Source organism: Ferviditalea candida (assembly GCF_035282765.1).
GTDB classification, from domain to species: Bacteria; Bacillota; Bacilli; order Paenibacillales; family KCTC-25726; genus Ferviditalea; species Ferviditalea candida.
The window spans coordinates 1-23,689 of record NZ_JAYJLD010000035.1; the positions used below are offsets into that span (position 1 = coordinate 1).

The 23,689-nt window shown below is 46.4% G+C and carries 24 protein-coding genes, 1 pseudogene and 1 riboswitch; of the genes and pseudogenes, 1 reads left to right on the forward strand and 24 read right to left on the reverse strand.

What is annotated here, in order from left to right; translation table 11 throughout:
- Window positions 1-93 precede the first annotated feature (93 nt).
- The 18 genes from VF724_RS17480 to VF724_RS17565 all read right to left on the reverse strand — a co-directional run bounded on the left by VF724_RS17480 (window position 94) and on the right by VF724_RS17565 (window position 16,396).
- On the reverse strand, window positions 94-1,347 hold the full coding sequence (locus tag VF724_RS17480; protein WP_371755528.1) for a DNA-primase RepB domain-containing protein: 1,254 nt from the start codon (window positions 1,345-1,347) through the stop codon (window positions 94-96).
- Window positions 1,334-1,768 (reverse strand): DUF7768 domain-containing protein, encoded by a 435-nt coding sequence (locus tag VF724_RS17485; RefSeq protein ID WP_371755529.1) that lies wholly within the window; start codon window positions 1,766-1,768, stop codon window positions 1,334-1,336. Before VF724_RS17485 ends, VF724_RS17480 begins: the two co-directional genes overlap by 14 nt.
- Before the next feature lie 3 nt (window positions 1,769-1,771).
- Window positions 1,772-3,703: a bifunctional 3'-5' exonuclease/DNA polymerase gene (locus VF724_RS17490; protein WP_371755530.1), complete on the reverse strand. Its 1,932-nt coding sequence runs from the start codon at window positions 3,701-3,703 to the stop codon at window positions 1,772-1,774.
- 67 nt (window positions 3,704-3,770) lie between these two features.
- Window positions 3,771-4,538, reverse strand: a complete 768-nt coding sequence (locus VF724_RS17495) for a hypothetical protein (protein ID WP_371755531.1) — start codon at window positions 4,536-4,538, stop codon at window positions 3,771-3,773.
- Window positions 4,539-4,559: 21 nt separating this feature from the next.
- Window positions 4,560-4,982, reverse strand: coding sequence for a gp33 family protein (locus tag VF724_RS17500; protein ID WP_371755532.1), 423 nt, complete (start codon window positions 4,980-4,982; stop codon window positions 4,560-4,562).
- Window positions 4,979-6,442, reverse strand: coding sequence for a DEAD/DEAH box helicase (locus VF724_RS17505; RefSeq protein ID WP_371755533.1), 1,464 nt, complete (start codon window positions 6,440-6,442; stop codon window positions 4,979-4,981). The genes VF724_RS17500 and VF724_RS17505 overlap by 4 nt, the downstream gene beginning before the upstream one ends.
- On the reverse strand, window positions 6,405-6,596 hold the full coding sequence (locus VF724_RS17510) for a hypothetical protein (protein ID WP_371755534.1): 192 nt from the start codon (window positions 6,594-6,596) through the stop codon (window positions 6,405-6,407). Before VF724_RS17510 ends, VF724_RS17505 begins: the two co-directional genes overlap by 38 nt.
- Before the next feature lie 81 nt (window positions 6,597-6,677).
- Entirely contained in the window at window positions 6,678-7,079 is a 402-nt protein-coding gene (locus tag VF724_RS17515; protein ID WP_371755535.1) for an RNA polymerase sigma factor, read from the reverse strand.
- A 566-nt stretch (window positions 7,080-7,645) separates the two neighbouring features.
- Window positions 7,646-8,386 (reverse strand): ABC transporter permease, encoded by a 741-nt coding sequence (locus VF724_RS17520; RefSeq protein ID WP_371755536.1) that lies wholly within the window; start codon window positions 8,384-8,386, stop codon window positions 7,646-7,648.
- The gene (locus VF724_RS17525) at window positions 8,383-9,297 is read right to left on the reverse strand and encodes an ABC transporter ATP-binding protein (protein ID WP_371755537.1); all 915 of its coding nucleotides are present in this window, start codon (window positions 9,295-9,297) and stop codon (window positions 8,383-8,385) included. The genes VF724_RS17520 and VF724_RS17525 overlap by 4 nt, the downstream gene beginning before the upstream one ends.
- 2 nt (window positions 9,298-9,299) lie before the next feature.
- Complete coding sequence (locus tag VF724_RS17530; RefSeq protein ID WP_371755538.1) at window positions 9,300-10,097, reverse strand: MerR family transcriptional regulator; 798 nt, start codon at window positions 10,095-10,097, stop codon at window positions 9,300-9,302.
- Between the two features lie 1,112 nt (window positions 10,098-11,209).
- Window positions 11,210-11,297, reverse strand: a riboswitch (cyclic di-GMP riboswitch).
- Entirely contained in the window at window positions 11,295-11,777 is a 483-nt protein-coding gene (locus VF724_RS17535) for a CPBP family glutamic-type intramembrane protease (RefSeq protein WP_371755539.1), read from the reverse strand. Its footprint overlaps the riboswitch before it by 3 nt.
- Before the next feature lie 361 nt (window positions 11,778-12,138).
- Complete coding sequence (locus VF724_RS17540; RefSeq protein WP_371755540.1) at window positions 12,139-12,396, reverse strand: hypothetical protein; 258 nt, start codon at window positions 12,394-12,396, stop codon at window positions 12,139-12,141.
- A 44-nt stretch (window positions 12,397-12,440) separates the two neighbouring features.
- Window positions 12,441-13,208 (reverse strand): class I SAM-dependent methyltransferase, encoded by a 768-nt coding sequence (locus VF724_RS17545; protein WP_371755541.1) that lies wholly within the window; start codon window positions 13,206-13,208, stop codon window positions 12,441-12,443.
- Between the two features lie 178 nt (window positions 13,209-13,386).
- Complete coding sequence (locus tag VF724_RS17550) at window positions 13,387-13,665, reverse strand: CD3324 family protein (protein WP_013777973.1); 279 nt, start codon at window positions 13,663-13,665, stop codon at window positions 13,387-13,389.
- Window positions 13,666-13,832: 167 nt separating this feature from the next.
- On the reverse strand, window positions 13,833-14,912 hold the full coding sequence (gene rsgA / locus VF724_RS17555; RefSeq protein WP_371755542.1) for a ribosome small subunit-dependent GTPase A: 1,080 nt from the start codon (window positions 14,910-14,912) through the stop codon (window positions 13,833-13,835).
- An 87-nt stretch (window positions 14,913-14,999) separates the two neighbouring features.
- Complete coding sequence (locus VF724_RS17560) at window positions 15,000-15,866, reverse strand: class I SAM-dependent methyltransferase (RefSeq protein WP_371755543.1); 867 nt, start codon at window positions 15,864-15,866, stop codon at window positions 15,000-15,002.
- A 242-nt stretch (window positions 15,867-16,108) separates the two neighbouring features.
- Window positions 16,109-16,396, reverse strand: coding sequence for an ATP-binding cassette domain-containing protein (locus VF724_RS17565; protein ID WP_371755544.1), 288 nt, complete (start codon window positions 16,394-16,396; stop codon window positions 16,109-16,111).
- 532 nt (window positions 16,397-16,928) lie between these two features.
- On the opposite strand from VF724_RS17565, the gene VF724_RS17570 reads away from it, so the two are divergent.
- A complete protein-coding gene (locus VF724_RS17570; protein WP_371755545.1) occupies window positions 16,929-17,543 on the forward strand; it encodes a TetR/AcrR family transcriptional regulator in 615 nt (204 codons plus the stop codon).
- Between the two features lie 77 nt (window positions 17,544-17,620).
- Here the strand turns inward: VF724_RS17570 and VF724_RS17575 are convergent, their stop codons facing one another.
- From VF724_RS17575 to VF724_RS17600, 6 genes and pseudogenes are all read right to left on the reverse strand, one after another.
- Window positions 17,621-17,914: a methyltransferase domain-containing protein gene (locus VF724_RS17575; RefSeq protein WP_371755546.1), complete on the reverse strand. Its 294-nt coding sequence runs from the start codon at window positions 17,912-17,914 to the stop codon at window positions 17,621-17,623.
- A 93-nt stretch (window positions 17,915-18,007) separates the two neighbouring features.
- Window positions 18,008-18,432: pseudogene (locus VF724_RS17580) on the reverse strand (ATP-binding cassette domain-containing protein); the annotation flags it as partial.
- Between the two features lie 363 nt (window positions 18,433-18,795).
- A complete protein-coding gene (locus tag VF724_RS17585) occupies window positions 18,796-20,550 on the reverse strand; it encodes a recombinase family protein (RefSeq protein ID WP_371755547.1) in 1,755 nt (584 codons plus the stop codon).
- Between the two features lie 1,289 nt (window positions 20,551-21,839).
- Window positions 21,840-22,148 carry a hypothetical protein gene (locus tag VF724_RS17590; RefSeq protein WP_371755548.1) on the reverse strand — a complete coding sequence of 103 codons (309 nt, stop codon included), beginning with the start codon at window positions 22,146-22,148 and terminating at the stop codon, window positions 21,840-21,842.
- The gene (locus tag VF724_RS17595) at window positions 22,145-23,086 is read right to left on the reverse strand and encodes an IS701 family transposase (RefSeq protein WP_371755549.1); all 942 of its coding nucleotides are present in this window, start codon (window positions 23,084-23,086) and stop codon (window positions 22,145-22,147) included. The genes VF724_RS17590 and VF724_RS17595 overlap by 4 nt, the downstream gene beginning before the upstream one ends.
- 96 nt (window positions 23,087-23,182) lie before the next feature.
- The gene (locus tag VF724_RS17600) at window positions 23,183-23,416 is read right to left on the reverse strand and encodes a Druantia anti-phage system protein DruA (protein ID WP_371755562.1); all 234 of its coding nucleotides are present in this window, start codon (window positions 23,414-23,416) and stop codon (window positions 23,183-23,185) included.
- Between the last annotated feature and the right edge of the window lie 273 nt (window positions 23,417-23,689).

A 23,689-nucleotide genomic window follows, 5' to 3' on the forward strand; every position in this document is an offset into this window, starting at 1 on the left:
CTTCACCATAGATTTCTCTCCCTTCAGGGAGAGATTTTCCCCTACTTATGGGGAATTTTCAACCGGCTATATTGGGGATTTTATCATCGATTCCTACAGCTCGGAGGGTTCATACCAATCCGGCAGCTCTTCGCCCATGGTTTCGCGCTTTGTTTCCTTGCTCTCCCGGTATTCCCTGAAAAGATCCTTCTGCAATGCGGAAAGGGATTTCACCGCTCCGGCTTTCAGGCCGAAATGCTCCTTCATTTCGTATTCAATGAACGTGGCTGCGACAACAGAGTCCGTATTGTATAAAAATTCCCGGACAAAATCCTGCGCTTTCTGCACGTTGTCCACCGCCGACTTTGCAACCGGCTGCCCGGACAGAAATTCGCGCAGTTCCTCCACGGAAAGCGGCTTGTAGCAGAGTGCGGCCGGAGCCTTGCAGCCGCATGAATTGTCCTCAAGCCTCGGGCACTTGAAGCCCTTTTCTGTAATCGTTCTGCAGGTGATGGGTTTGGTGCCGCTCTCCAGAAAATGATTGATCTTGTCCTGCGTTTCTTTACGGCTGTACTTGGGATACGGTTTTGACAGGGCGTGAATCAGCCGGTCTCCGCCTTCAAAAACCGCAAGGTTTGCGATCATTGCATACCAGTCATGCTCAGGGAGCGTCTTTGCGTTTTCCCTGCAGTGCTGTATGAACAGGCACTGCCTGCCGACCAGCTCAAGGCCTTTTCGCGTTCCTTTCGGAGCGGGCGCGCCGGGTTTGGGTTCTTCCCGGATTTCAGGCAGCGCCGCTTCAAGCTCTGCCTGCGTATAGCGCAGCTCGGGGCTGAATTTGATGCACTCCACCATGACCGGCTCTTCCTTGCAATGGCAAAAGCCCGGCAGGCGCAGCACCCGGCTCTCGTTGATGCAGGCCGGATCGCCGTTGAATTTGGCTATCAGGCGTTTTTGCACCCTGCGGAAATCCTCAACTTTGCCATTCTTCATCAGCCAGTATGTGTGCAATGATTTTCTAGTTTTGACGATAAGCGACGGTTCCACAGGAAACGCTTCAATTGCCGCAAGCTGCTCCTCGAAGCTCAGGCTGTCGCACTCCACAAACTGGGCGTTGATGCGGGTTATATCCGCATCCTCATGGCCGCCGTAGTTGACGACAAAGAAAATGCCCCTGTTCTTTGCGTTATGCTTTTTCAAGGTTTCCATCATGCTTCCGATCCTGCCCGCCGGGCACTCAAGCTTCGCGCCCTTGAAGGCCGGGTCCTTCCGGTCGCTGAATACCCGCAGGCAGACCGTTTCGCCCGCGTCGAAAAACGGGCGCAAAAACTCCTCGATGGGAATGTCAAGCGCTTTAACCCCTTGCATGTTCCTTCACCTCCGCGCATTGTTCGCTAAAATGCCGGATCGGGATGCCGAGCCGCCTTGCCTTTTCCAGTTCTATCGCCATGCCGGGGGATATTTTATTGCCGAAACGCCACAGTTCATGGCATTTTGAGAGCAATACCAATCCCATGAAGATGGCCAGGTTTCTTTCGGCTTTGTCGCTGTCGTCCATAAACTGCGGGAACAGCAGATGGGGCGCCAGCGGTATTGCGCCTTTCGTTACGGCAAACCGGCAGCAGCGCCTTGCCCGCTCCAAATTATGCTCAACGTCTCCTGCCAGCGGCGAGCAGATGAACACCAGCGGGCGGAAAGCCGCTTTTTTGGCCTCCCGCTCAATGGCCAGCAGCGCTTCATAAGCCGTCAGATCAAGGTATCCTTCGGCGTTGTATTTGCTTATGCCCATGCGTTAACCCTCCTCCGTTATTTCTTTTAATTCCCCAAACCTTTCTCCGGCCGCGGCTTCCGCAAGGATCGGCACGTCAAACTCCTCAAAAGGCCGCTCTTCCATGCAAGCCTTAATGAACGCTGCCGCCTCGCGCACCTTGTCCTCCGGAAGCTCAAACACCAGCTCGTCATGGATCTGCAAAACCGGTCGCAGCCACATCCTCTGCGGCAGGCCCTCAATGATGCGCCCCAGAGCCAGCTTCAAAATATCCGCCGCCGTTCCCTGTATCGGAGTGTTCAGCGCGCACCGCCCGGCGAAGCTCTTTTTTCCCCAGTCGGCAGAAGCAATATCCGGCAGATAGCGCCGCCTGCCCAGCCAGGTTTCCGTATAGCGCCTTGACGCCGCGCGCTTTTTTGTTTCCTCCTGCCACCGGGCAAGCTTTGGATAACCCGCTTTAAGGTTTGCTATAATCCTCTCGCATTCCGGCAGAGGCGTGTCCAGTCCCGCCTTGAATTTCAGGTTCCGCTGAAGCCCTTTAGGGAACAGGCCGTAGAACACCCCGAAATTGCAGTTTTTTGCAATAGCGCGGCGTTCCTTGTAATATTCGGCGTTTTTGTCCGCCGCCTGCCCGAAGGGGATGCGGTAGATAACCGATGTCGTCTGGGCGTGGATGTCTCCATTGTTCCTGTAGGTTTCCAGCATCCGCTCGTCCCGGCAATAGAAGGCGCCGACACGAAGCTCGATCTGGGAAAAGTCCAGAGAGAGCAGCGCCTTCCCTTTGGGGGCAATGAAGAAATTGCGCACGCCGACAGGGTCGTTGTCCTTGCGGGGGCAGTTTTGCAAATTCGGGTTCCTTGCCGCAAAGCGTCCCGTCTCGGTGCCCAGCGGAAACAGATCAGGATGAATCCTGCCGGTGACGCTGTTTATATGCTCCAGATACCCGTCTATGTAGGTGGATTTGATTTTTCCCCATCTGCGGTACTCCTGCACCAGTTCAAACAGCGCCGCAAGCTCCGGCCGGTTTTCACAGCACCACTCGGAAAGCAGGATCATGGCTTCGTCGTCCATAGCCTCCTGGTATTTGGCCGTCGTTTTAAATACCGGCAGCTTCAAATCGCCGTACAGATATTTCTTGAAAGCCGAGGTTGAAGCGTTCGCCCCGATATTCACGTCGCCGGTCATAAAAGCGATCTCTTCTTTTAATTGCTTAATCCTTTCCTCGGCCTCCGCCTGCTTTTTAAGCATCAGTTCCTTATCCGCAAGCAGGCCGTTATGCTTCATAAGCCCGCAGTAAACCGCCGCGGGCGATTCAAGCTTTTCAACAATGAATCGGTGCTTCGGCAGATACCGGTCAAACCAGCTATTGAAGAGGTGATACAGCCGCAGGGCATAATCGCTGTCGGCGCAGGCATAGCGGACGGTTTCTTCGGCCTGCGGATCCAGTTCGTCAAAATACCTACCTGCCGTCACCGTTTCAAAGCCTGGAAGTTCCTCGCCGAAAAGCTCCTGCGCCAGCGTTTTCAGCCCGCTGTCAGACAGTGTTCTGAATGCTGTATTACTTTTCAGCGTCATCTGCGCCGCCGCGATGGTGTCATAGCAGGGCGGCTGCAGCACGACGCCGAGGGCGTACAGAAACATCGCCTCGAAGCTCAGGTTGTGAGCGATTTTTACAACCTTTCGATTGGCAAACACCCTCTCTGCCAGCCATTGCATGATCTTATCCGGCGAACCGGCATTCTTTCCGGTTTTATGCCTTAACGGAACATAAACGGCCGTTCCTTCGGAAACGGAGAAACTCACGCCGACAATGTCAGCTTTATGGGCGTCCAGCGCCGCCTTTTCATCCCTGCGGTATTCCTCCCGAGGCGCGGTTTCAAAGTCGAATGCAATCAGACACGCTCCGCCGAGATAGTTCTGAAGTTTATCTAAATCTGTCACGCATCCGTATTCCATAGTCCCTCCTCTCCGCTTGGGGCGGGGAACAGGAATGAATCCTGCCCCCGCGCCTTCAGCGTCATCCTTATTTCAAAGGTTCTATTACCTCGCCGGTTTCGGGATCCGCAAACATCTCTTCATCCGTGTCCGTTTCCACGGTGTTGTCCGCCTCGAAGCCAACCCGCCTACTGTACTCCCTGACCTGCTCGGACAGCCTGCCGATAAGCGCGTATTCCTCGGCCGTCAGCGGCCTGTCGATGGAGAACTGCGCCTGCGAATAGGCAATGCCGCCGCTGTTTGTGGCTTTCTTCAAGGAAAAGCGCGTCACCACGCTGTTGGATTTCCTGCCCTTGGACAGCAGGCGCTTGATGTATTTGGTAAATTCCTTAAGGGAGCCGGTGGGGAGGGACAAAAGCAGCGGGAAAATCTCCCCCTCGCGCAGCACATAGATCCTGCGGCGGTTCTTGCAGGCCTTGCTGCCGTTTTCGCCTGTGCCGAACCGGTTCAGCGGGCAGGTACTGCAATTCCCGCCCGGGTCGCCTTCGCCGGTTAAACCGTCGAAGCTTCCGCAGTCGGGCGGCTGGTTTCCTCCGGTATATTTTGTTTTGTAATAGGCATGAAGCGGATGATGATAGAGGATCACCGCTGAAAATTCCTTGACGGTGTCCGGCTCGCCCGGGTTTTCGCCGGGCACTTCAAAAACGGTGCTGCCCGCCGACGGGATTTTAATCCGCTCAAAGCTCATATCCAGGCCGTCCAGCTCTTCCGCCATCATCCCTGCCATGTTGAAATCGGCAAGCCTTAAAAAACCGTTGTCCTGCTTTGTTAACGATGTTTCTTTTTTGCTTGACATTCTGAAAACCTCCTAAATTGATTATTTTGAAGCCTTGCGCATTCCGACCGTAGTCTTTTCAAAGACGTTCACAAGTCCTGAAAGCCAGCCGGGAAGCTCATCGTTGTTCTCTTCCATCTGCTCCTTGACAAAGGCCGACAGGGAGTTGGCGTTGACCGTTTCATAGACCAGATCGCCAAACCCGGCTTTTTTGAGCGCTAAGTACAGCTCCTCTTTCCGGCCCGCGGCAGCCGACGCCCTCGTCGTGCCGGTCAGGTAGAACATCACGCCGCCCCGGGTAAAGTTCTGCGTTTCGGTTTCCGCCATCAGCTCCGACAGACGGTACTCCGTCTCGTCGATCCTGTCGTTGATTTCTTTGAGTTCCTGCTCGGCGGATTTTTTCAAGTCTTTGAGTTCCTTAAGCTGTTCTGCCAGTTCAAACATTTTTTCAGCTTGCTCGATCATGCTTTTTCACCCCCTGCCGCAAAAGGATTGAGCCCGCTTCTGTAATCGTCCACCAGCATCCTCGCCAGATCTGCCTTATCCCTCAAAGCTTTCAGCACTTTCTCATCGACGGTGCCTTTTGCCGTCAGATACAGATAGGTGCAGTTTTCCTTTTGCCCTACGCGGTGGATGCGCGCCTTGGCCTGCTCGAAATTGGACATAGAGTAGTCCAGACTGTAAAAAACCATCGTGCTGGCGGCTGTCAGCGTCACGCCGAGCCCCGCTGTGGCTATCTGTCCGACAAACACCTGAACCTCCGGGTCGTTTTGAAACGCCGCCACCTGCTCCACCCGGTCTTTCACTCCGCCCATGAGGAGCGAGTACCCGATGCCTTTTTTCTCAAGGAGCCTGCAAATGGCATTGATCTCCGGTATGAACCGCGCCATAACCACCAGCTTTTTGCCGCTCTGCAAAACGTCCTCAATAATATCCTCCAGCGCCTCCTGCTTTGCCGTGCTGACGCGCTGCACAGGGCCGCCTTCGTCGCCGCCTATAAAGCCGCCGGTTATCTGCGACAGCCGGAGCAGGCGCGTAAGTATATTTGTGGCCGTCACTTCGCCCTTGCCCAGTTCCGCGTAGCTGTCCCTGACCAGATCCAGGTAAATCTTCATGGCGGCGCTCTCCAGCTCCACATGCCGCACAATGTCGGTGGTTTCCGGCAAATCCAGGCATTCTGCTTTGGTCGCCCGGAACGCGATGCTGTGAAGCCTTTTCATCAAATCCTGCTCCATTGATTTTTTCAGCACCGGCGTGTGGTTCCCGTAGCCGACCATATCAAAATACCTGTTGCGGAACACATAGAAGCTCTGGCCAAAGATGGAAGGGTTGAGGAACTTATACTGGCTGAACACGTCGATGGCCTTGTTGGTAATGACCGTCCCTGTGAGCAGCAGCCTGTACCTTGCCCTTGCGCCCAGCCGGTGCATGGCCTTTGAAGCGGCGATGTTATGGGTTTTAATCTTGTGGCCTTCGTCGGCAATAATCATGTCGGGGTTCCATGCGGCAAGCTCCTTTTCCAGCCGCCATGCCGATTCATAATTGATCACCGCGACTTGCAGGGGAGAGCCGCGCATGTGCCGAAGAGTATCGATCTTCTTTGCGGCGCTGCCTTCAAGAACCGCAAGGCCGTAATCGAAATCCGCGAACTTGGCGAATTCCTCGTCCCATACACCGAGGATTGAGAGCGGGGCCACCACCAGAACCCTGCGGATTTTGCCCGCCTGATACAGAGCGCCGGCGACCGCGATGCTTGTTATGGTCTTGCCGGTGCCCATTTCCATGAGCAGAGCCGCACCGAGAGAAGGCATACCCACCGATGGAATCAAGCCGAACTTGCCGCATACAAAGTTAAAAGCGTTGATCTGATGCCTGTAGGGCTTAGCTTTAATCGGCATGGGCAACAGCGGTTTCGGCTGTTCCATCCGGTTCGTCCCTCCCTTCGTCAGGCGGTTTTTCAAGCGTCGCCAGCTTTTTTGCCAGCCGCTTTGACACCACGCTGATTGCGGTCAGGATGCCTACCAATTCTTCCGTCGTTTCCTCGTTTTGTATCAAAGCGGCATTCACACTTTTTCTCATGTCCTTCACCTCCGTTTCAAAGAAAAGAAAAACCCCCTCACAATCCAAAGGAAAGTGAAGGGGCGGGTGATAGAGAAAAAGCTAAAATTTTTTCTCCAAAAGCCTTCTGAGTTTTTCCAATATCCTATTTTTATGGTAATTTACTGTGTTTTGCGAAACCCCTGTTTCTTTGGCAACCATGCGTTCCGGCTTCTCCTGATAAAATAATTCATCAATCAGAAACCGCTCCTCGTCGGTCAGTTCCGAAAGCGCCTTGGACAGCATGTCCAATAACAGCTTGTCCTCGACGATCTCGTCAACAAGCGCCTGACCGGAAGGAATCTCAAACCCGGCATCCGCAAACGCTTCAATCGAAAGCTCCTTTTCCGCCCGAACCTGCCTGCGCTTGCGTTCTTTCCAAGCAGGGCGCTTGAAGGCATAATATACTTCCTTGCTGACCGGAATTTGCCTGCCGTTTAGTTCAATGAAATACTCCTTGTCCATCCAGTTTCACCTCCTTTCCCGAAAGGTCAGGGAAAGGAGGCGGGGAGGACTGCGACACCCAGGGAAAAAGGCGCAAAGACAAAAGCGGCCGAGTTTACTGAAATTCGTAAACTCGGCCGCAAAAACTATTCTATCAAGCAGCGCCCCGCCTAAGGGTCGTCGTCGCTTTTTGTGCTGTATTGCTTTTTTATACGGGGATGGAATCTTTTCCGGCGTATAGCTTTTGCCTTATGTATATTGGCAGAGAACCGCTTGATATTGCATGAAGTCCAGACCATACAATATCAACCTCGTCAGCTCCAACCTACACGGCAGCACCCGCCATACGCTCAGCTATGATTTAAGTCCGGCAGGTGTTGTCATGCCGAATTTTTATTGTTTATCAAGAATGCTCCTGTCTTTACTTTTGGAGATATGGAATGCAATGTGATTACCATCTTTCTGTTTGGGATGATAGAAACCGGACTTCCTATTTGCTAAACTTAGTAAAAAGAGTTACAAAGCTATAAAATGAATGTCGGATTAAATGTCTCCTTTTTGATCGGTTGTCTGATTATCGTGCTTAATTATATCAATTTTCCTATCGCCCTAAACCTTATTGCAGTCAAACCTGCGGCTATTACTCCAATACAGGCTGCGATCAAAAGCGATAATGTTGCATCCATATCGGTGGGCAGCCCGAAGGCGAAAACCGAGAAAGACTGCATAATATAAGTAGCAGGAAGTAAGCGCCCTATCATTCTAAGCGGTACCGGGAGCATGGATGCGGGAAACATGATCCCGCTGAGCACCACCGTTGGCAAAAATATCGCTTGCGAAAACATCATCGCTATGGATTGGTTCCGTGCTGCCGCGCCAATAAACAACCCAAGTGCAATAGTGGCAAACAGAAGAATAAAAAGAACTAAAAAATATGCAAAAAAGCTTTGGGGATAACTGGCACCAAAAAACAAAGGGGCGGTAACAAAAATAAAAATTGAAATAATCAGAAGATGTAGGAATGCACTAACCGCATGGATGAAGAGCACTGCCCATCCCGGTATGCCGCAAACGCGATAGGCGCGCAGCACGCCGGATTCGCGTATTTTCACTATAGGTACAGGTGTACCGAGTACAGCTCCCATTGTTACGGCGAATATGACCATGGTTGCAGCCAGCGTCTGTCTGGCCAAAGGATTTATGGAAGAAAACACGGTGCCCATAATGACGTAGAAAATAAGAGGTACAAGGTAATAAGTCATTAAAGTGCCGCGTTCTCGGATATCGATTTTAAACTGGATCCAAAGATGTTTAAAAAACGTATTCATTGTTGTACACCCCTTTCTATAAGTTCAATAAATCTTTCTTCCAGAGAAGGCCGCTCCACTCTCAAATCTTCAACTGAATCGCCCGCCCGCTGTACTTCTTTTAAAAGTTCCATAACTGATGCAGCTGCATCATGACACAACCATATACCGTAATCCTCCATTTGATTTAAGAAACGGGCACTGCCTATATTTCTGCCGGGCAGCAGACAGTTTCTTTTTGTACGCAATATAATCCTCGTTTCTCCGGGCCCGGTTGAGGTAATCTGTGCCGGGGTTCCAATTATAGCGATGCGCCCGCCTATAATGATTGCAATACGGTCGCACAAAGATTCTGCTTCCGCCATGTCGTGTGTAGCCAGCAGGAAAGTGACCCCGGTGGTTCTTAATTCCCGAATGGAATCATGAAGTTGGGCCCTGCCCTGCACATCCAGACCGGCAGTCGGCTCGTCAAGTATGACGACAGCCGGGTCACAGGCTAGAGCTAACGCAAGATGCAGGCGTCGTTTTTGTCCCGTTGACATTTCTCGGTACTGTTTCTTACTTTGGGAATCCAGCCCAAAATGTCTTAATAGGTCAAATCGTGGCGATATTCCGTGCCAGGCGCAGATTAATTCCATAGCTTCTCCCGGGCGTATTCCATCAGGCAGCGACGAAGACTGCAGCTGCACACCGAGTATTTTGCGCAGCTGCCTCTCATCCGACTGTGGATTGTAGCCGCCGACACTTAGCACGCCACCGTCCGGTTGCCTAATGCCTTCCAAACATTCCAAAACTGTAGTTTTACCAGCTCCATTTGGCCCTAACAATCCGAAAACTTCGCCTTTCTTCACCTTGAAGCTGATGTCATTTACGGCTGTGATACTGCCGTAGCGTTTGATTAAGCCTTGAACATATACTATATATTCATCCATATTTATCTTTCCTCCATAAAAGGTAATTTTATATTGTTGTTTTTTAAATAAGCACTGAGTGCACGCCCTAAAAATGACTTAATGGCTTCTCTCAGTTCCTTGACATCTGATGGCCAATTGTCCTCATTTCCACCTATTGCGAATATATTTTGAAGCAACGCAGGGTTGTCTTTTACCAATAACATCACCAAATTCCACCATCTGGCTGCAAGCTTCTGGGCTTCGATGCCTTCCGGGTCTGCATTTCGTTGGTATAGTTCAACAAGTTCAGCAGTAAGTACTTGTGAGTTGTTGTTGAATTCAGCTGCAGCATCTTCATCTTCAAAACGGTCAAAGAAATACTCTATCTGGTCTTTGCTAAAGTGGCGAATCATGAAGGAATAAGGATTCCCCATCCGGGCTGCCCCTATAATGGCGAATAGTCTGTCGATATCAACTTCCTTGCCCAATTTGATCTCATCTACAACCTTATTTATCAGTTTTACAGTTTCCTGGATATGTGATATCTGTCCAATAAGCACTTCTTTTTGCTGTTTGAATATCTGTTCCAGTTCCTCAGACGATTCAGCAGGCAGCAGTCTGTCGCGTATTTCTTCTAATGAAAAGCCCATTGATTTTAAAAAGAGGATCTGCTGCAATCTTATTATCTCGCGCCTGCCATACATACGCCGCCCGCCTTCGGTGTATTCGCTTGGAACCAGGAGCCCGTTTGTATCATAGTATTGCAAAGTACGTACTGTTACGCCACATTTTCGGGCAAGCTCGCCAACCGTAAATAATTTCTCTTTTTCTTTACTCAAACCTAATACCTCCATTATTATTTCATCTCCATTATTTATTTCATCATATCATGTTACGTAACGTTACAAGCAAGAGGATTTAAAATTTTTTTTGATAGTTACCACATCAACCTCGTCAGCTCCAACCTACACGGCAGCACCCGCCATACGCTCAGCCTCAATTTAAGTTCGGCAGGTGTTGTCATGCCGAATTTTCTTCACTGCTCAGGTTCATAAAAAATGTTCCTGTCTTCTTTTTTTGTTCTATCTGATTCAACGGCCATCACATCCTCTTCAGTTTTTGTAACTTTTTTGAAGAAAGTAAATTTTGTCAATGAAACAAATTAAGTAATCTATAATCTATTTAAGTTGCTTGCTTTTAAGCAGTTTCGCATTCAAATTTGCTGTTGTAGATATCTGCATTATGGGGTCCTTCGCTATGTACTGATACGATTCGTTCATGACTGCAGTGCTGATTAGTTGTTTGACCTATTTCATATTTCATGAAAATCTCTCCTTATTGTTTCACCGCCCTGACAGGAATTGTAAACTGTTATTGGAGGTGAACTGATGGAATTTAATTACTTTGACAAACTTAGAGGCCCTTCCCTCCAGCAGATTGTATTGTCCTGCTGTTCCTTGGTAGTATAGCCTTCTCTGACTCCCTTCCTGCAGATTACCATTTCACCTTTAGGACTTATAGGCTCTCATTTTACAAGTTCCCTTGTGCAGGGGAGGGTCTCCCCAGTTCACTGCATTATCTTTGTTACCATACCGTTTTCTCTACGCCGAGAGGTTTTTCGATGCTGTTCCAAGTTCTGTACATCTTCCGTGGCCTTCGTCCATGTGCGCGGGACTCGGCTCCTCTTATTTCCTCTTGCGAGGCCTTTTTGACGACACGGCAAGATTCACTTCATGTTACGGTCTGGTAACTCGCTCGCCCTTTCTCTGAAAGGTACTTCCTTCGATGCGCTTCTGCGCACAGATTTCTCTCTACGCAGGCATCCTAGCTACGGGGCGTCTTGGCACTTTCCCCGACTGGACTTTCACCAGTTAGATAATGCGTGCTTAGCTGGGCACGCCACACAATGAAAGACCTGCCGCAAAAAGGGCAGGTCTTGACACGTAGTTAATGCAGCAACCGGCTATCATAGTGCTACAAGCACTTTAGACCCTGTGGCTTTGCGTCCCCGGTTTTCACCGGGTTTGCCCTTTGTTCTATTGATTTGTGTCTTGCGTTATTACATCTATTTGGATAGGCGGCCGTTTCCACATACGGTCGGCAAACACCATAGCAATGATTATGATGGTAAGAAAAATATATTGTACCAGGGATGTTCTCGGCAGATAATCGTTTGTTGAATTCATTGACGCGTGCAGTAGAATAAACGGCAGTAAGCTTTTGCCACTCACCCTGTTGTAAAGCCAGGTATACATGATAGCCAATCCGATTTCGCCAAAGGTTACGATAAACAGAGAAAACCAAGAAAAATCACCTCGATAACCGATGAATAATCCCGACCAGTGAAACATACCCCAGAAAAATCCTAGGATGATACTTGCTATGAGCGGGCTGAAGCGGCTTTGAAGACGTGGTAGCGCAAGTTTATGTACACCGATGCTGGCTGGAAATGTGCTAGAAGCCACATACCCAGCTATCAGTACCAAAATGATATCGCCGGGAATTACCTGCCAGGACATATCATGTTCCCACCAGATCCTGCTAATCCACCGTAACGCACCAGCAAAAATTGCAAAAAAGGCAAGGCTATTATCTGGGTATGCGAGGAAGCTTTAGATCTGCTGGGGTTCATTACAGTCATTATAAGCATGGCAGACAAAGCCGGACTAAACGAGCCGATGAGCAGAAAGGTGTATACCTCCATCTGCAACAAGCCGTTCAGCGTAATGTCAATCAGCCATATGCATACGATTGACATTGTGAAAACATGATCAACGGGTATTGCCTGATCAGATCAAAGAAACGATTGGAAATTTTTGTTGAATGCATAAACCCTTCTCAGCTCGATATAAAATAGCAAAGCTCAAAATCGGGGTAGGTTTACGAATGCTCATCCATCATCACCGTCCCTGCGTTCCCGTCTACGGTGACAACAGGGGAGAATTCACGGCAGTCAGTGTCCTTCCGCCCGGCTTTTCTGTTTCCAGCCCGCATCAAAATGATGCAAATAATCAATCCCACAATATAAACAACAGCTCCACTGATATATGGGAATTCTATATTTGCTTCGTAAAAATACCCCGCACAAAGCAGCCCCATCACCTTGCCCAGAATTTCGACAGCGCTGTTTATACCCATGAGCGCACCCTGGTGTCCTTCGGCAAATTTTGAAAGAGCTTAATTTACATCTTTTTCCCAATATAAAATACATATCCATAATACTGTTTGTATTTTGAATACAAGTCTGCCTCACGCCTCAAAAATGCAATCATATCCTCAACGGTTTTATTTCCCGCATGTTTTTTCAAGAATTCCTCTTGCCTTGCTTTTTGCGGAATAAAATAATTGTCTATCCAACAATTTTCAGGTAGCGTAAATGCTGCAACAGGAATATAACCTGTTTTTTGCATGACGGAAATATTATATCCTATTGTGCCCATTTCAGGAACTGCGTCCAACCACCACTTCTCAATTTCAGCGGGGCGTTCGTCGGTAAACCATGACTCATATGTTACGGCAATATAACCGCCTTTTTTGAGGAAGCGTTTCCAGTAATTCAAGCCTTTTTCAAAACCAATATTGGCAATAGCCCCCTCAGACCATATAATATCAAATTCGTCATTCTGAAACGGTAAATTATCCATTGAACCGACAATACCTTTTACTCTGTTCTGCAAACCAAGTTTTCTGGCTGTTGCGTTAAGTTTATCAATTGAACCGGCGTAAAGGTCGAGGGCGGTGATGGTTGCTTCTGTATTTTGTGCCAGAACCATTGTTTGGGCGCCTGTGCCACAGCCTAAATCGGCAATTTTTGTTTTGTTTGAAAGATTATCGATAAACCCTAATGCCTTGATGGTTTGTTCGGGGCTGCCGGGTCCCTGCCGTTCAAGCTCTACGAAAAATTCATTGATGAGGGCAAAATCAATTTCGTGGATTGTTATTTTTTCCATTATCATACTCCTCCTTTATATTTAAAATAATGACTACTGGATAATTGCATACACATTATCAATTGTTTGGCTGTTATTATTTAAGTAAATTATATATAAGGTTTTTTTGGAGAACAACCGCAAACACTTTTCAGAAACAAAAAAGCACCATGCAGCTTTCACTCCATGGCGCACTTTATCATTTGTTTTCCGCTTTTATTTTTGCAATAATTTTCTGTATGCTTTTAGGTGATAAATAATAAACCTCCGAAAGAGATGTAATAGATACACCAGATTTGTATTTTTTGTATATCTCCATATTTCTAGCGGCAATTTCCTCTTTGCTCTTGGTCATTTCACCCCAAGCTTTTCTATTGACTTCTTTTCTTGGAATATAAATGTATTCACCATCAACATAGTTTTGAATTTTATCTATTAATTCTTCTGGCAATACATCAATCGCTCTAATATAGCTCATTATGCTCCTCCTAATTCGATTTTTTAGGAATGAGCAAAGGCTATACATATATCAAATCTCAAGTTTTCGATGCTATGCGATAGCCTTTGCTACGCATAACGAACCGACTCCATTTTAATCAAACAATTCTTCCTCCCTTTTACAAAAATAATATTACACAATCAATCTTACCTGTTATTTTTATTTTTTGCACGCCTTATAGCCTGTTTCATTTCCCCCTTGCTTCCGAACATTCTTCTAATTTTTTCTTGTTCCAACTGACGTGAGCTAAGCCCCTCGTATGCTATTTCCTTTTGCAGCTTCATATAATTCTCAAAGCGTTTTTCCGATAATTCACCTGCTTCAATTGCTCTTTTTATTGCACAGCCCGGTTCCGCAACATGGGAACAATCTTTGTATTTGCAATGTGTAGCCAATTCCTCTATATCTTCAAATGCCTTTGGAAGATTACCAGCATAAAGGTGTAATTCCCGCATACCGGGCGTATCAATTACTATGCCTCCGTTCGGCAGGATAAGAAGCTGGCGGTGTGTCGTGGCATGTCGCCCCCTGTCGTCATCTTTGCGAATTTCCTTTGTAACAAGGATATCCCTCCCCATAAGGCGGTTAATCAAAGTAGACTTGCCAACTCCTGAAGAACCGATGAAAGCAATAGTTTTACCTTCGGAAATATAGGAGTTAACGCTTTGATATCCATTTTCCTCCATGCAGGAACATACAATCACGTCTGTTCCTACGCTTACTGATGCAATTTCAATAAGCCTTTGTTGTAAATCATCGCACAAATCCGCTTTTGTTAGGACAATAACAGGCATTGCCATACTATCCCATGCAATCGACAAATACCGTTCCAACCGCCGCAAATTAAAATCAGCATTTAATGACATACAAATAAAAATCACATCAATGTTTGCCGCCACAATTTGCGTTGTATTAGATGTACCTGCTGCTTTTCGTACAAAAGCACTTTTTCGTTTGAGTATATGGTGAATAATTGCATTCCCGGCATTCCCATCCGGCCTATCAATCATCACCCAATCACCGACGGCCGGAAAACTCATGCTATCGCCTGCATTATAAGCCAGTTTTCCGGAAACGCTTGCTTGAAGTTCTCCCTGTTCGCTAATTACTTTATACAAACAATGATTTTGCTCAGAAACCCTTGCCAAGAACATACCTTCATAGCAAGCAGCTTCCTGCTCAAATCTATCACTTAATCCGTATCTTCTTAAATTGATATAATTCATTTTTTCCTCCAAAACGTGTTTATAAAATATCCTTTGGAAGGTTTTCAGATTAATTTTCTATACTAACCTCTCTTATCAATACAATTTCTACTGACTTTTTGCGTAACATGAACCGTTTCTCCTTTCATGATTACCCAAGTTGTAATATAAAATTCGATGTGCCTTTTTAGATGCTGTGAAAAGGCCAGCTATCTTGAACGCAAGTCGATATCCTAACCCTAACTTATTAATCTCCTTAGCTAGCGTAAAAAACCACTCTTCCTTTAAACTTATACCTTCTGCCCATTCTTCAATTGCTTTGGCATCATCGATTCCCCAATGAATGGTAGCCCCAGTTTTGTTAAGTGATGGATGTTTTTGGGCATTCTTCGCCGTCAAAGTACTAAATGCATCAAATACGAGATCGCATCCTGGAAAAGCTTCCTTTAATTTGAGGATCAAGGCCTTTACTTCTTCCTCTTTCAGGTACATGAACAACCCCTCCGCAATTACCATTACGGGGCGATCTTTTGACAAAATTTCGTCTATCCAACTAAAGTCGGTAACGAAAGAAGGAATCAAGTGATACGTATCTGTTTCCTTATAGAACTTTCGCCTAAGGTCTATAACGCCAGGCATATCTAAATCATACCACTCCGCTTCGCCTTTATCGACCCTGATGCAACGGCTATCAAGACCACATCCTAAATGAATAACAATACTCCTTGGATAACAGGATAAAAATTCTCGCGTATAGTCATCTAACTTCTTCGCTCTTAAGCAAAGTAGTAAGGTTGTTTTTCTAGGGATTTTTAGTTTAGTGAAGTCATATTCTATATGCTCCAAAATCTCTTGTGCCTTTCTATCGACAAGAATAGGATTAGGTTGCTGGCTCTCGATAGCTTTAGAGTAAAGAGGAATCAACAGCGTTTCCTGTTCTTTCATCAGAAAAATTTTTTCTTTATGGTTTGACATTTTAGTACCTCCAATTGCTTAATTGACAGAACACTCATTTCATTTCGCCTCTTGTCTATATAACTGCATTAATTTTTTTCAAGACTAAGCGTGCTTACATCAAAGATTTCCACCGATACCGTCGAAAGCTGTTTGATGAACGTATCCGCTTTCCCACTGACCGTGATTTCCACTTAGTTTTGTCACAAATTATCAAAATTAAATCCCGCATCTTTCAAGACTTCGACATCCCTGGCTGTTTCCTATGTAACGATATATTTCCTCTGCTGCGCTTGCTTTAGCGCCGCAATGTCCTCTATCGCTACAAGCTTTCCATCGTGAATGATTATTCCCGCCCGGTCACAGGTGAGCTCAATTTCGTCAAACATATGCGAACTCATGAATATGGTTTTCTCCCGGCGCTTTTCTTCAAAGATAAGTTCGACAAACCTCTTCTGTATCAATGGGTCAAATCCATTCGTGGTCTCATCCAAAGTATAGTTCGCCAGATCATCCATGATAGTGGCAATAATGGCGCGCTTTTGCGTCATACCCTTGGCCATCTTCCATATGGACATGTTTGTGTCGATTTCAAAACGCTCAGCCTGTTTTTTACCGTGCAGTATCCTTTGCTGCGCGCATGTCAGAAAGGAGTCGCAAGAACCCGTTCCCCCTCATGCCGCTTAATTAGACAATTCCTCTGGGTATTTAGCCCAGATTCCTTTGAATATCCGCCAGTTCCAGCAGTTAAGTCCGTATACCGAGCATGAGCCTTGATTTGCTTTCCTAAAGCCAAGCAAAATGCAGATGGCCATTGTTTTCCCCGCCCCGTTGGTGCCTAATTTTCCAAACACTTCCTCCTCTTTGATTGTAAAAAACAGGCCGAATATGCCTTTCCCACTTCCGTATCGCATCGTTAATCCAAATGCGGCTATTATATGAATAACCTCTCCCACAAACAATGAACCGATATGCGTTTCAAGTTCATTATATTCCTCTTTTTCTCTCGAGTCAACGGAAATGAACTTATATTTTACTTTGGTTCATTTTTTGTTATACTGAATGAGAAGGGCAGGTGCATGTATGAACGGATATAAGAAAAAGGCGCAAGAAAAACGGGATTCCATTATAAAGGCGGCGCAGAAGCTATTTGCTGAAAAAGGAATTACAGCAGTAAGCATTACCGATATTGCGGCTCATGCAAACGTATCCCGCGTTACGTTGTTCAAATACTTTGGGAATAAAGAGGAACTGGCAAAAGAAGCAATGCTTTCATGGATTGAATTTATTATGATGGAATATGAAACCATCCTATCCAGTGACTTGCCTTTTCATCAAAAACTGCTCAGACTTTTGAGTTTAAAGCTTACGGGAAGGGAAAAGATTGGGGAGCAGTTCATCCACACTACGGCATGGGATGACCCGGAGCTTCTTAGGATTATTAAGGAAATGACCGCTGCTCGTGCTCTGCCGAAAATAATTAAGTTAATTGACGAAGGCAAGCAGGCAGGCGACATAGATTCCTCCCTCGACAACGAAGCAATCCTGGCCTATTTTTCAGCCTTTGGACCCATTGTAAGAAACCCCGAATACATCAAAAAAGGGAAAGCATTTCAAACCAGCATGTTCAATCTTTTTATGGGCGGACTGATTAAAAACTGGTATAACATTGTGGATAAGGATACGAAACCCGAATAAAATTTTCTTTTTGGTTGTTATATGCGAAACTGGGTTTGCACATATAAGATCATTGGGGTTTCTGAGTAAACAGTCATTTAATATATTTCAAAAGTTCTTTTTATCTCTTCTGCCGCCGCATAGTGCCCAAAACAGCCAATATAACCCAATTTTGTCCTTTTCCATTTAATGATTGCTATCCGTCCGCCTGGTTTTATGCTCTCCCAGAGTTTTGCAAAATAGGAAACCGGGTCTTCAATATGATGGAACACATCGCGCATAAAAATTAAATTGCAGATTTCCTTCTGCAAAGCGTAACCATCTTTCGAGCCAATGACAGTTTCGATATTATAAATTCTCAGCTTTCCAGCCTTCTTTTCTACATAAACCAAAAACGCCTAATATATTACCCTCACTTATCGATGTTATTCCTGCCGACTATTTGCGTAACATGAACCGTTTCTCCTTTCCCATAAAGTTTGTCAACCGCCCGATAAGGTTTTCGCCTTCTCCTCCGTAATACTATTATAGATAATTCAAAAGAGGAGATGATATCTTCGGCTTTTTGCTTAGACTGCTTCTTGTCACTTCCATATATACCTGCGATAAATTCAAGATTTTCTCGAACAGTCAGATTCGGGGCTATTGCAGTTTCCTGAGGTGAAACATTGATCAATTCTTTTACTTTGATTGGATTTGAAATAATGCTATTGCCTAAAATTATCGCATCACCATTTGTTGGTTTAGTAAGGCATGATAGCATTTTTATTGTGGTTGTTTTTCCTGCACCATTTAGACCCAATAAAGCAAACAGCTCACCTTGCTCAATGGTTAGGTTCAGAGAATTGACGGCTATTTTTCCTTTGTATTTTTTCGTAAGATTGCTTGTGCTACCAAATACAAATAAAATGGAGTTGTAAAATTCGCAACTCCGCAAAATATAAATATATTTGTTTTTGTAAGCCGACTTTTTTCGCAAATCAACATTTTATCAACAATATTAACGTGATATAACGTGGCGGAGGCGAGAGAAATATACAAAAAACTAAAAATCACTGTAGACATGTTACCTCGAACGTATTAGACACTTTCAAACCGCCGTCTTTTCCGTCTACACAACCCCGCCTGTAGGAAGCCGCCATGGAAGGCTGTGGATGTGTTTCCACAACAGTTGCGCAAACAAAAATACAGGGCTTCCCTGTGCCTCCGCCGCCAAAAAGCACATTTTCGGCGGGCGGCAAATCATCGAAAAACCCTGTATTCAAGCCGTTTTTCAGGCGCTTATTTGCTTTTTACATTTTGCATCAATACCACGCACTCCACATGTGTTGTGCTCAGAATAGGAAGGCACTTTCCCCCTTTCACTTCGCATGGACTTTTTTTGCTTATGCATCTTGCTTTGGATGCTGTTATGAAAGCCTGTTTTATATACAAAGGTCAGTTTGTACGGCTCGGGACTTTCCTGATTGGAGTTCTCCCCAATAATAACTTTATCGACAATGCTTTCGAATACGTTTCGGTCGAATGTAGTCAGAACCTCATTCGTTTGAAGCACTTTGCGAAGATGTTCAAGCCGTTTTCCCAATTCTATTTCATCTTGCGCGGATTGCTTCAGCAGTTCCTTTTCTTCAAGCAATTTAGTAAGCGAAGTATCGAGTTCCGCATACTTCTGTTCGTAAGTAGTCCTGTCAATTTTCTCATCCAGGCACAAATCAATCAGTCTGCAACGTTTTTGCTCCGTCGCCTGAATGTCGCTGTTAATTTTGTTCAGTCGCTTTTGATTATTCTGGTCGCTAAACACCGATTCCATTCTTTTCATAAGCTCGTCCAGCACGTCCGAATTATTGCGGCACACCAATTTGTACGATTCGACAAAAGCACCCTCAATCAGCTTTTCCTCTAAGGCTTTACTGTGAGCGCAGTATTTCTTCCCTTTTTTCGTGGCTGTCACGCACTGCCAAATCACCTTCTCGTGCGGGGTTCCGCTGTGCCAGTTCCGCCGCGAGAGATTGCTTCCGCAGAAAGCACATTCCAACTTGCTGCTGAAGGCAAATTTTCTGCTGTACTTGTCCCGTTTGCCTTTTGCGCCGCGGCGGCGATTCTCGCCTCTTCGATGCAATATATCCTGCGCCTTCTCAAATACTTCCTCGCTGACAATCGGCTCATGATGATTTTTGACATAAAACTGATCTTCCTCGCCGTAATTGTCCAGTCTTCTCTTGGAAATTGGATCAACGGTAAATGTCTTTCCTTGCAACAAGTCGCCTTTGTACTTCTCATTCTTTATGACACCAAGAATGGTTGTGTCCTGCCATTCGACTCTTCCGTACTTGGTTTTATGTCCAGCCTCAGTCAGTTCCTTTGCAATAACATAAGCGCCGATTCCCGATGTGTATCGTTCAAAAATGTAGCGGACGATTTTGGCTTCTTCTTGATTAACGGTTATCGTTTTCGTATTCACATCGTAATCGTATCCCAGACAGCTTTGAAAACCTACCAGTTCGCCGCGCTTCATTTTCATCTTCAGGCCTTTTTTCACGTTCGCGGAAATGTTCTCCACTTCCTGCTGCGCTACGGAGCTTAAAATGACAAGCAACAATTCGCCGTCCATGGTCAGCGTATTGATATTTTCGTCTTCAAAAAATACGGCGATATTCTTTTCCTTCAACATTCGGACGTATTTCAACGTATCCAGCGTGTTTCTTGCAAACCTGGAGATAGACTTCGTGATGATCATATCAATTTTCCCATCCATACAATCGTTAATCATGCGTTGAAAATCCTCGCGCTTCGTTACCTGTGTCCCGGTTATGGCTTCGTCCGCATAAATATCAACCAACACCCAGTCGCTGCGTTTGCTAACGAGATCGGTATAATAAGCGACTTGCGATTTGTAGCTGTTTAATTGCTCCTCAGAGTCGGTACTTACGCGGGCATAAGGGGCGACGCGAAGAATATCCGATAACTTTCCGGCGTTGCGATCCGATATTTTCCGACTTGCTTTAATCACTTGCACTTCAAGAGCCATGATGTTGTCCTCCATTCTTATTTACTTGCCATCAGTTTAATAAGAGATGGGCGGACCGACAAATGTGCGAATCAAGAAGTAAGGTCCGAAATGATGCCGTAATCCCGCATCGTTTTGTTCTTTATCAAAAGAAATTCGTTTTCGGTAATCAATGATAAAGCCAGTAACTGTCTTATCATAGCGATTTGCATGCTGTATCGGATGAGTTTATGGTTCATAATAACCTCCCATTAATCCATCAAAGCTGAAAAACAGAGATGCGCAACGAACATAACCGCATGTACGCATCTCTGTTTTCGCCTCTGTTTTGGTTGCTTCTCTTCCATTAACCCTATCCGGCGGACAGTGGTTAACCGTCCTCATAGGCTTCAAACCTCTTCCAGGATCGCTGCAAGCCGCCCCCATTGCGATAAGCTATGGCTGGACGGAAGTATCATTATCCCTCCGCATGGGTCTTCGCCTTAAATGGCACCACCATTCATTGATTGCATGGGCAAAATCGCTCGCTTTCTGACGGTTCCGCTAACAAGACATGCAAAAACAAGAACCGGCAAAATGGTCGTGGCGCGCCTGCAATTTGGCTATCCTTCCAGGCCATGCGGGGAACGTAACGGATAAGATTGTATTCGGTTGTCAAAGAACCGCTGAGGGGAGCAAATGTTGTCCCCTCTACTCTTCAATTCATTTTCGAGGCAAAATCGGACCCTGCGTTTTAATAATTTCCGAAATTGCAATAAATACTGGAAATATGTTCTGATATCGCTGAATTAACATTGTAATCTAATGAAAAAACATTTAGCAAAATGAAAAATAAAGTATGCTGTGTTTATTATGCGTGTGGAGATACCCTCATGAAGGTAAGCTATATTAAGCTGTGGAAGTTACTTCTGGATAGAAATCTTAAAAAGACAGATTTGCTAGTACTACAGCGAAAGTTATGAAATTCACGTATTGAGCTCGATCAACTTCATTGTTTTCTTTCGGTGAGACAAATAAGCGATACGATTGCGTTTGAGTCGATATCGGATTTCATTCAGAATCCGGAGATAGATCAAATGATCCTGAGAAAGGGAAGCGGCGATCAGTTGTTCCGCCATTGGCATAGTCAGTACAATCGTTTTTTTAAAAGTGAATACGCAGCATTTGAGTAAATAAATGCCCCATCATGACAAAAAGCATATGCCGATGCCACGCCTTATACGAGCGAGCTTCCACATGTCCCATACCCAAGTGACTCTTGCATTCCTCAAAGCATTGTTCGATGGGCCAACGCATGGTCGCCACCCGGTTCAGGACTTCCATTGGCGTATTATCCGGCGCATTGCAAAGGGAATCCTGTCATTGGCATAACGACGGATGTACAGCCACACGGCTTCTTTGGGCGCCAGATAGTTTACATACGGAGTGGAACTGGTGCACACCACTACACGCACGCACTTGACATCAGCCACAATCGGTCCCTTGGCTCCTTCAGCCAAAATGATGCGTTGCCACGGCAACTGTTCATCGTTCGCGTAATCGGCCACTTTGACCGGCGGAAACGAGGGCCGCGGATACTTGTATTTTCGACCTTTGGTCTTTGAAGGAGGAATGGTCATCTCTGGATACCGGGAAACACCAATTCATTGGCACGTACATCGGTGAAATAGTAGCAGCCCTCCGGTAAGGATTCCAGAAAAGCCCGATCACAACCGAAGGCCGAGTCGCAACCGACCCACCGGGATGGAAAAGTGCCGGAAGCGGCTACAGCTTGCAACATCTCCGAAGCCAACTGATTTTTCGTCCGAAACGTCAGGTCATCGGGGACGGCACACTGCTTTCGCAATTCGTCATAAGATTCAGAGTACCAGGACTCCGGCATATAAAGCCGCCGATCGACCAGCCCATATCCTTTGGTGCTGGAGTAACCTACAAACACGCCAGCTTGGCAGTTTTCCGTTTTACCCAGTATGCCGTAATGCTGACGAGCGACCCCCACGGAATGGGAGCCTTTCTTCGGAAAGTCGGAGCCGTCCACGTTGAGCATCCCGTCTTCTTCGCCGATGAGCGCAGCCAATTGCTGCTGATAGATATTCAGCATCTTTTCATCGTCAAAAGTTGAATTTTTGAAAAACATTTGCAGCGGACGCACACCTTCAGCACCCGTATAGCGAAGGGCTACCGACTCAATGGATTTCCGTTCCAGATCGCTGAGCAGCCCTTTGATAAAGGTATCCGCGAGCTGTTTTTGTTCGGATCGCTTATAACTGGGGCGATAGCATTCCAGATACTGCTCCAGCATGTCAGACACAATTGAACTCTCATTCTCATCAATCCCGCATTGTTCCAAGATATGCGGATCATAGTCCGGTATGGAAAGCAACATTCGGGTCCCCTCCCTGTTTTCCGCTTTGCGGACGAATAGGGGACGGGGATCGGGCATCACGCCCAACTCTTTTCGGAAACGCGGGTCTAGTACCTTAACGAAAACCGTTTTTCGGTGTCCGTGATACTTGTATGCATGCCCGGCCTTGGCAAACCCTTGGGTTTGGCCCAATGGTTGCCATCCTGCGGCTTTGTAACACGTTCCCTCGTAACGGGATCGATCGACAAAGGTTTCGACCAGGAACAGACGGGCACCGTACAGACGGAATCAATCTTCCCGAAGAAGCCGCAAAGTCCGGGACAACACATACGAAGCCAGATTCGGTACATGCACCCAGGGCAGGATAAGAAAACGATTATTGCACGCCAACCGATCCAAATGTTGTTGTTTCAAGGCCTCATCCCATCCGATAAAGCGATCTCGCACACCGACTTTCAGTGCGGCCCGGTTGTAACTGATGGAGGAGAGCGGCTGATCCTGATGCATGGCCAAGTACTTAATGCGGGGACCTTACATTTTAGTGTATCCCAGAAAATGATGCTGGCGGACCAACTGATCCCAGGTTCGTTCGAATGCTGTGCCATTGACCAACATAATGCGAATCGATTGTAAATCTTGGATGGAGATGATGTTAAGAGATTCCGATGCTGTCATTAATTTTCATTTTCTTGTCCTTTTTGGGAATTCAATGCGACGGAAACATTCCGTCCCCTTGAACCCATTGTAAAACCATTTCGCTCCTTGTTCAGTCATAACTTTCGCTATGGTACTAGT

What these genes read in the sequence shown, in the direction of transcription:
- VF724_RS17480 (WP_371755528.1), bottom strand. Translation starts at nt 1,347, where the DNA reads ATGCAAGGGGTTAAAGCGCTTGACATTCCCATCGAGGAGTTTTTGCGC.
- VF724_RS17485 (WP_371755529.1), bottom strand. Translation starts at nt 1,768, where the DNA reads ATGGGCATAAGCAAATACAACGCCGAAGGATACCTTGATCTGACGGCT.
- VF724_RS17490 (WP_371755530.1), bottom strand. Translation starts at nt 3,703, where the DNA reads ATGGAATACGGATGCGTGACAGATTTAGATAAACTTCAGAACTATCTC.
- VF724_RS17495 (WP_371755531.1), bottom strand. Translation starts at nt 4,538, where the DNA reads ATGTCAAGCAAAAAAGAAACATCGTTAACAAAGCAGGACAACGGTTTT.
- VF724_RS17500 (WP_371755532.1), bottom strand. Translation starts at nt 4,982, where the DNA reads ATGATCGAGCAAGCTGAAAAAATGTTTGAACTGGCAGAACAGCTTAAG.
- VF724_RS17505 (WP_371755533.1), bottom strand. Translation starts at nt 6,442, where the DNA reads ATGGAACAGCCGAAACCGCTGTTGCCCATGCCGATTAAAGCTAAGCCC.
- VF724_RS17510 (WP_371755534.1), bottom strand. Translation starts at nt 6,596, where the DNA reads ATGAGAAAAAGTGTGAATGCCGCTTTGATACAAAACGAGGAAACGACG.
- VF724_RS17515 (WP_371755535.1), bottom strand. Translation starts at nt 7,079, where the DNA reads ATGGACAAGGAGTATTTCATTGAACTAAACGGCAGGCAAATTCCGGTC.
- VF724_RS17520 (WP_371755536.1), bottom strand. Translation starts at nt 8,386, where the DNA reads ATGAATACGTTTTTTAAACATCTTTGGATCCAGTTTAAAATCGATATC.
- VF724_RS17525 (WP_371755537.1), bottom strand. Translation starts at nt 9,297, where the DNA reads ATGGATGAATATATAGTATATGTTCAAGGCTTAATCAAACGCTACGGC.
- VF724_RS17535 (WP_371755539.1), bottom strand. Translation starts at nt 11,777, where the DNA reads ATGTCCTGGCAGGTAATTCCCGGCGATATCATTTTGGTACTGATAGCT.
- VF724_RS17540 (WP_371755540.1), bottom strand. Translation starts at nt 12,396, where the DNA reads ATGGGTATAAACAGCGCTGTCGAAATTCTGGGCAAGGTGATGGGGCTG.
- VF724_RS17545 (WP_371755541.1), bottom strand. Translation starts at nt 13,208, where the DNA reads ATGGAAAAAATAACAATCCACGAAATTGATTTTGCCCTCATCAATGAA.
- VF724_RS17550 (WP_013777973.1), bottom strand. Translation starts at nt 13,665, where the DNA reads ATGAGCTATATTAGAGCGATTGATGTATTGCCAGAAGAATTAATAGAT.
- rsgA (WP_371755542.1), bottom strand. Translation starts at nt 14,912, where the DNA reads ATGAATTATATCAATTTAAGAAGATACGGATTAAGTGATAGATTTGAG.
- VF724_RS17560 (WP_371755543.1), bottom strand. Translation starts at nt 15,866, where the DNA reads ATGTCAAACCATAAAGAAAAAATTTTTCTGATGAAAGAACAGGAAACG.
- VF724_RS17565 (WP_371755544.1), bottom strand. Translation starts at nt 16,396, where the DNA reads ATGACGCAAAAGCGCGCCATTATTGCCACTATCATGGATGATCTGGCG.
- VF724_RS17570 (WP_371755545.1), top strand. Translation starts at nt 16,929, where the DNA reads ATGAACGGATATAAGAAAAAGGCGCAAGAAAAACGGGATTCCATTATA.
- VF724_RS17585 (WP_371755547.1), bottom strand. Translation starts at nt 20,550, where the DNA reads ATGGCTCTTGAAGTGCAAGTGATTAAAGCAAGTCGGAAAATATCGGAT.
- VF724_RS17590 (WP_371755548.1), bottom strand. Translation starts at nt 22,148, where the DNA reads ATGACCATTCCTCCTTCAAAGACCAAAGGTCGAAAATACAAGTATCCG.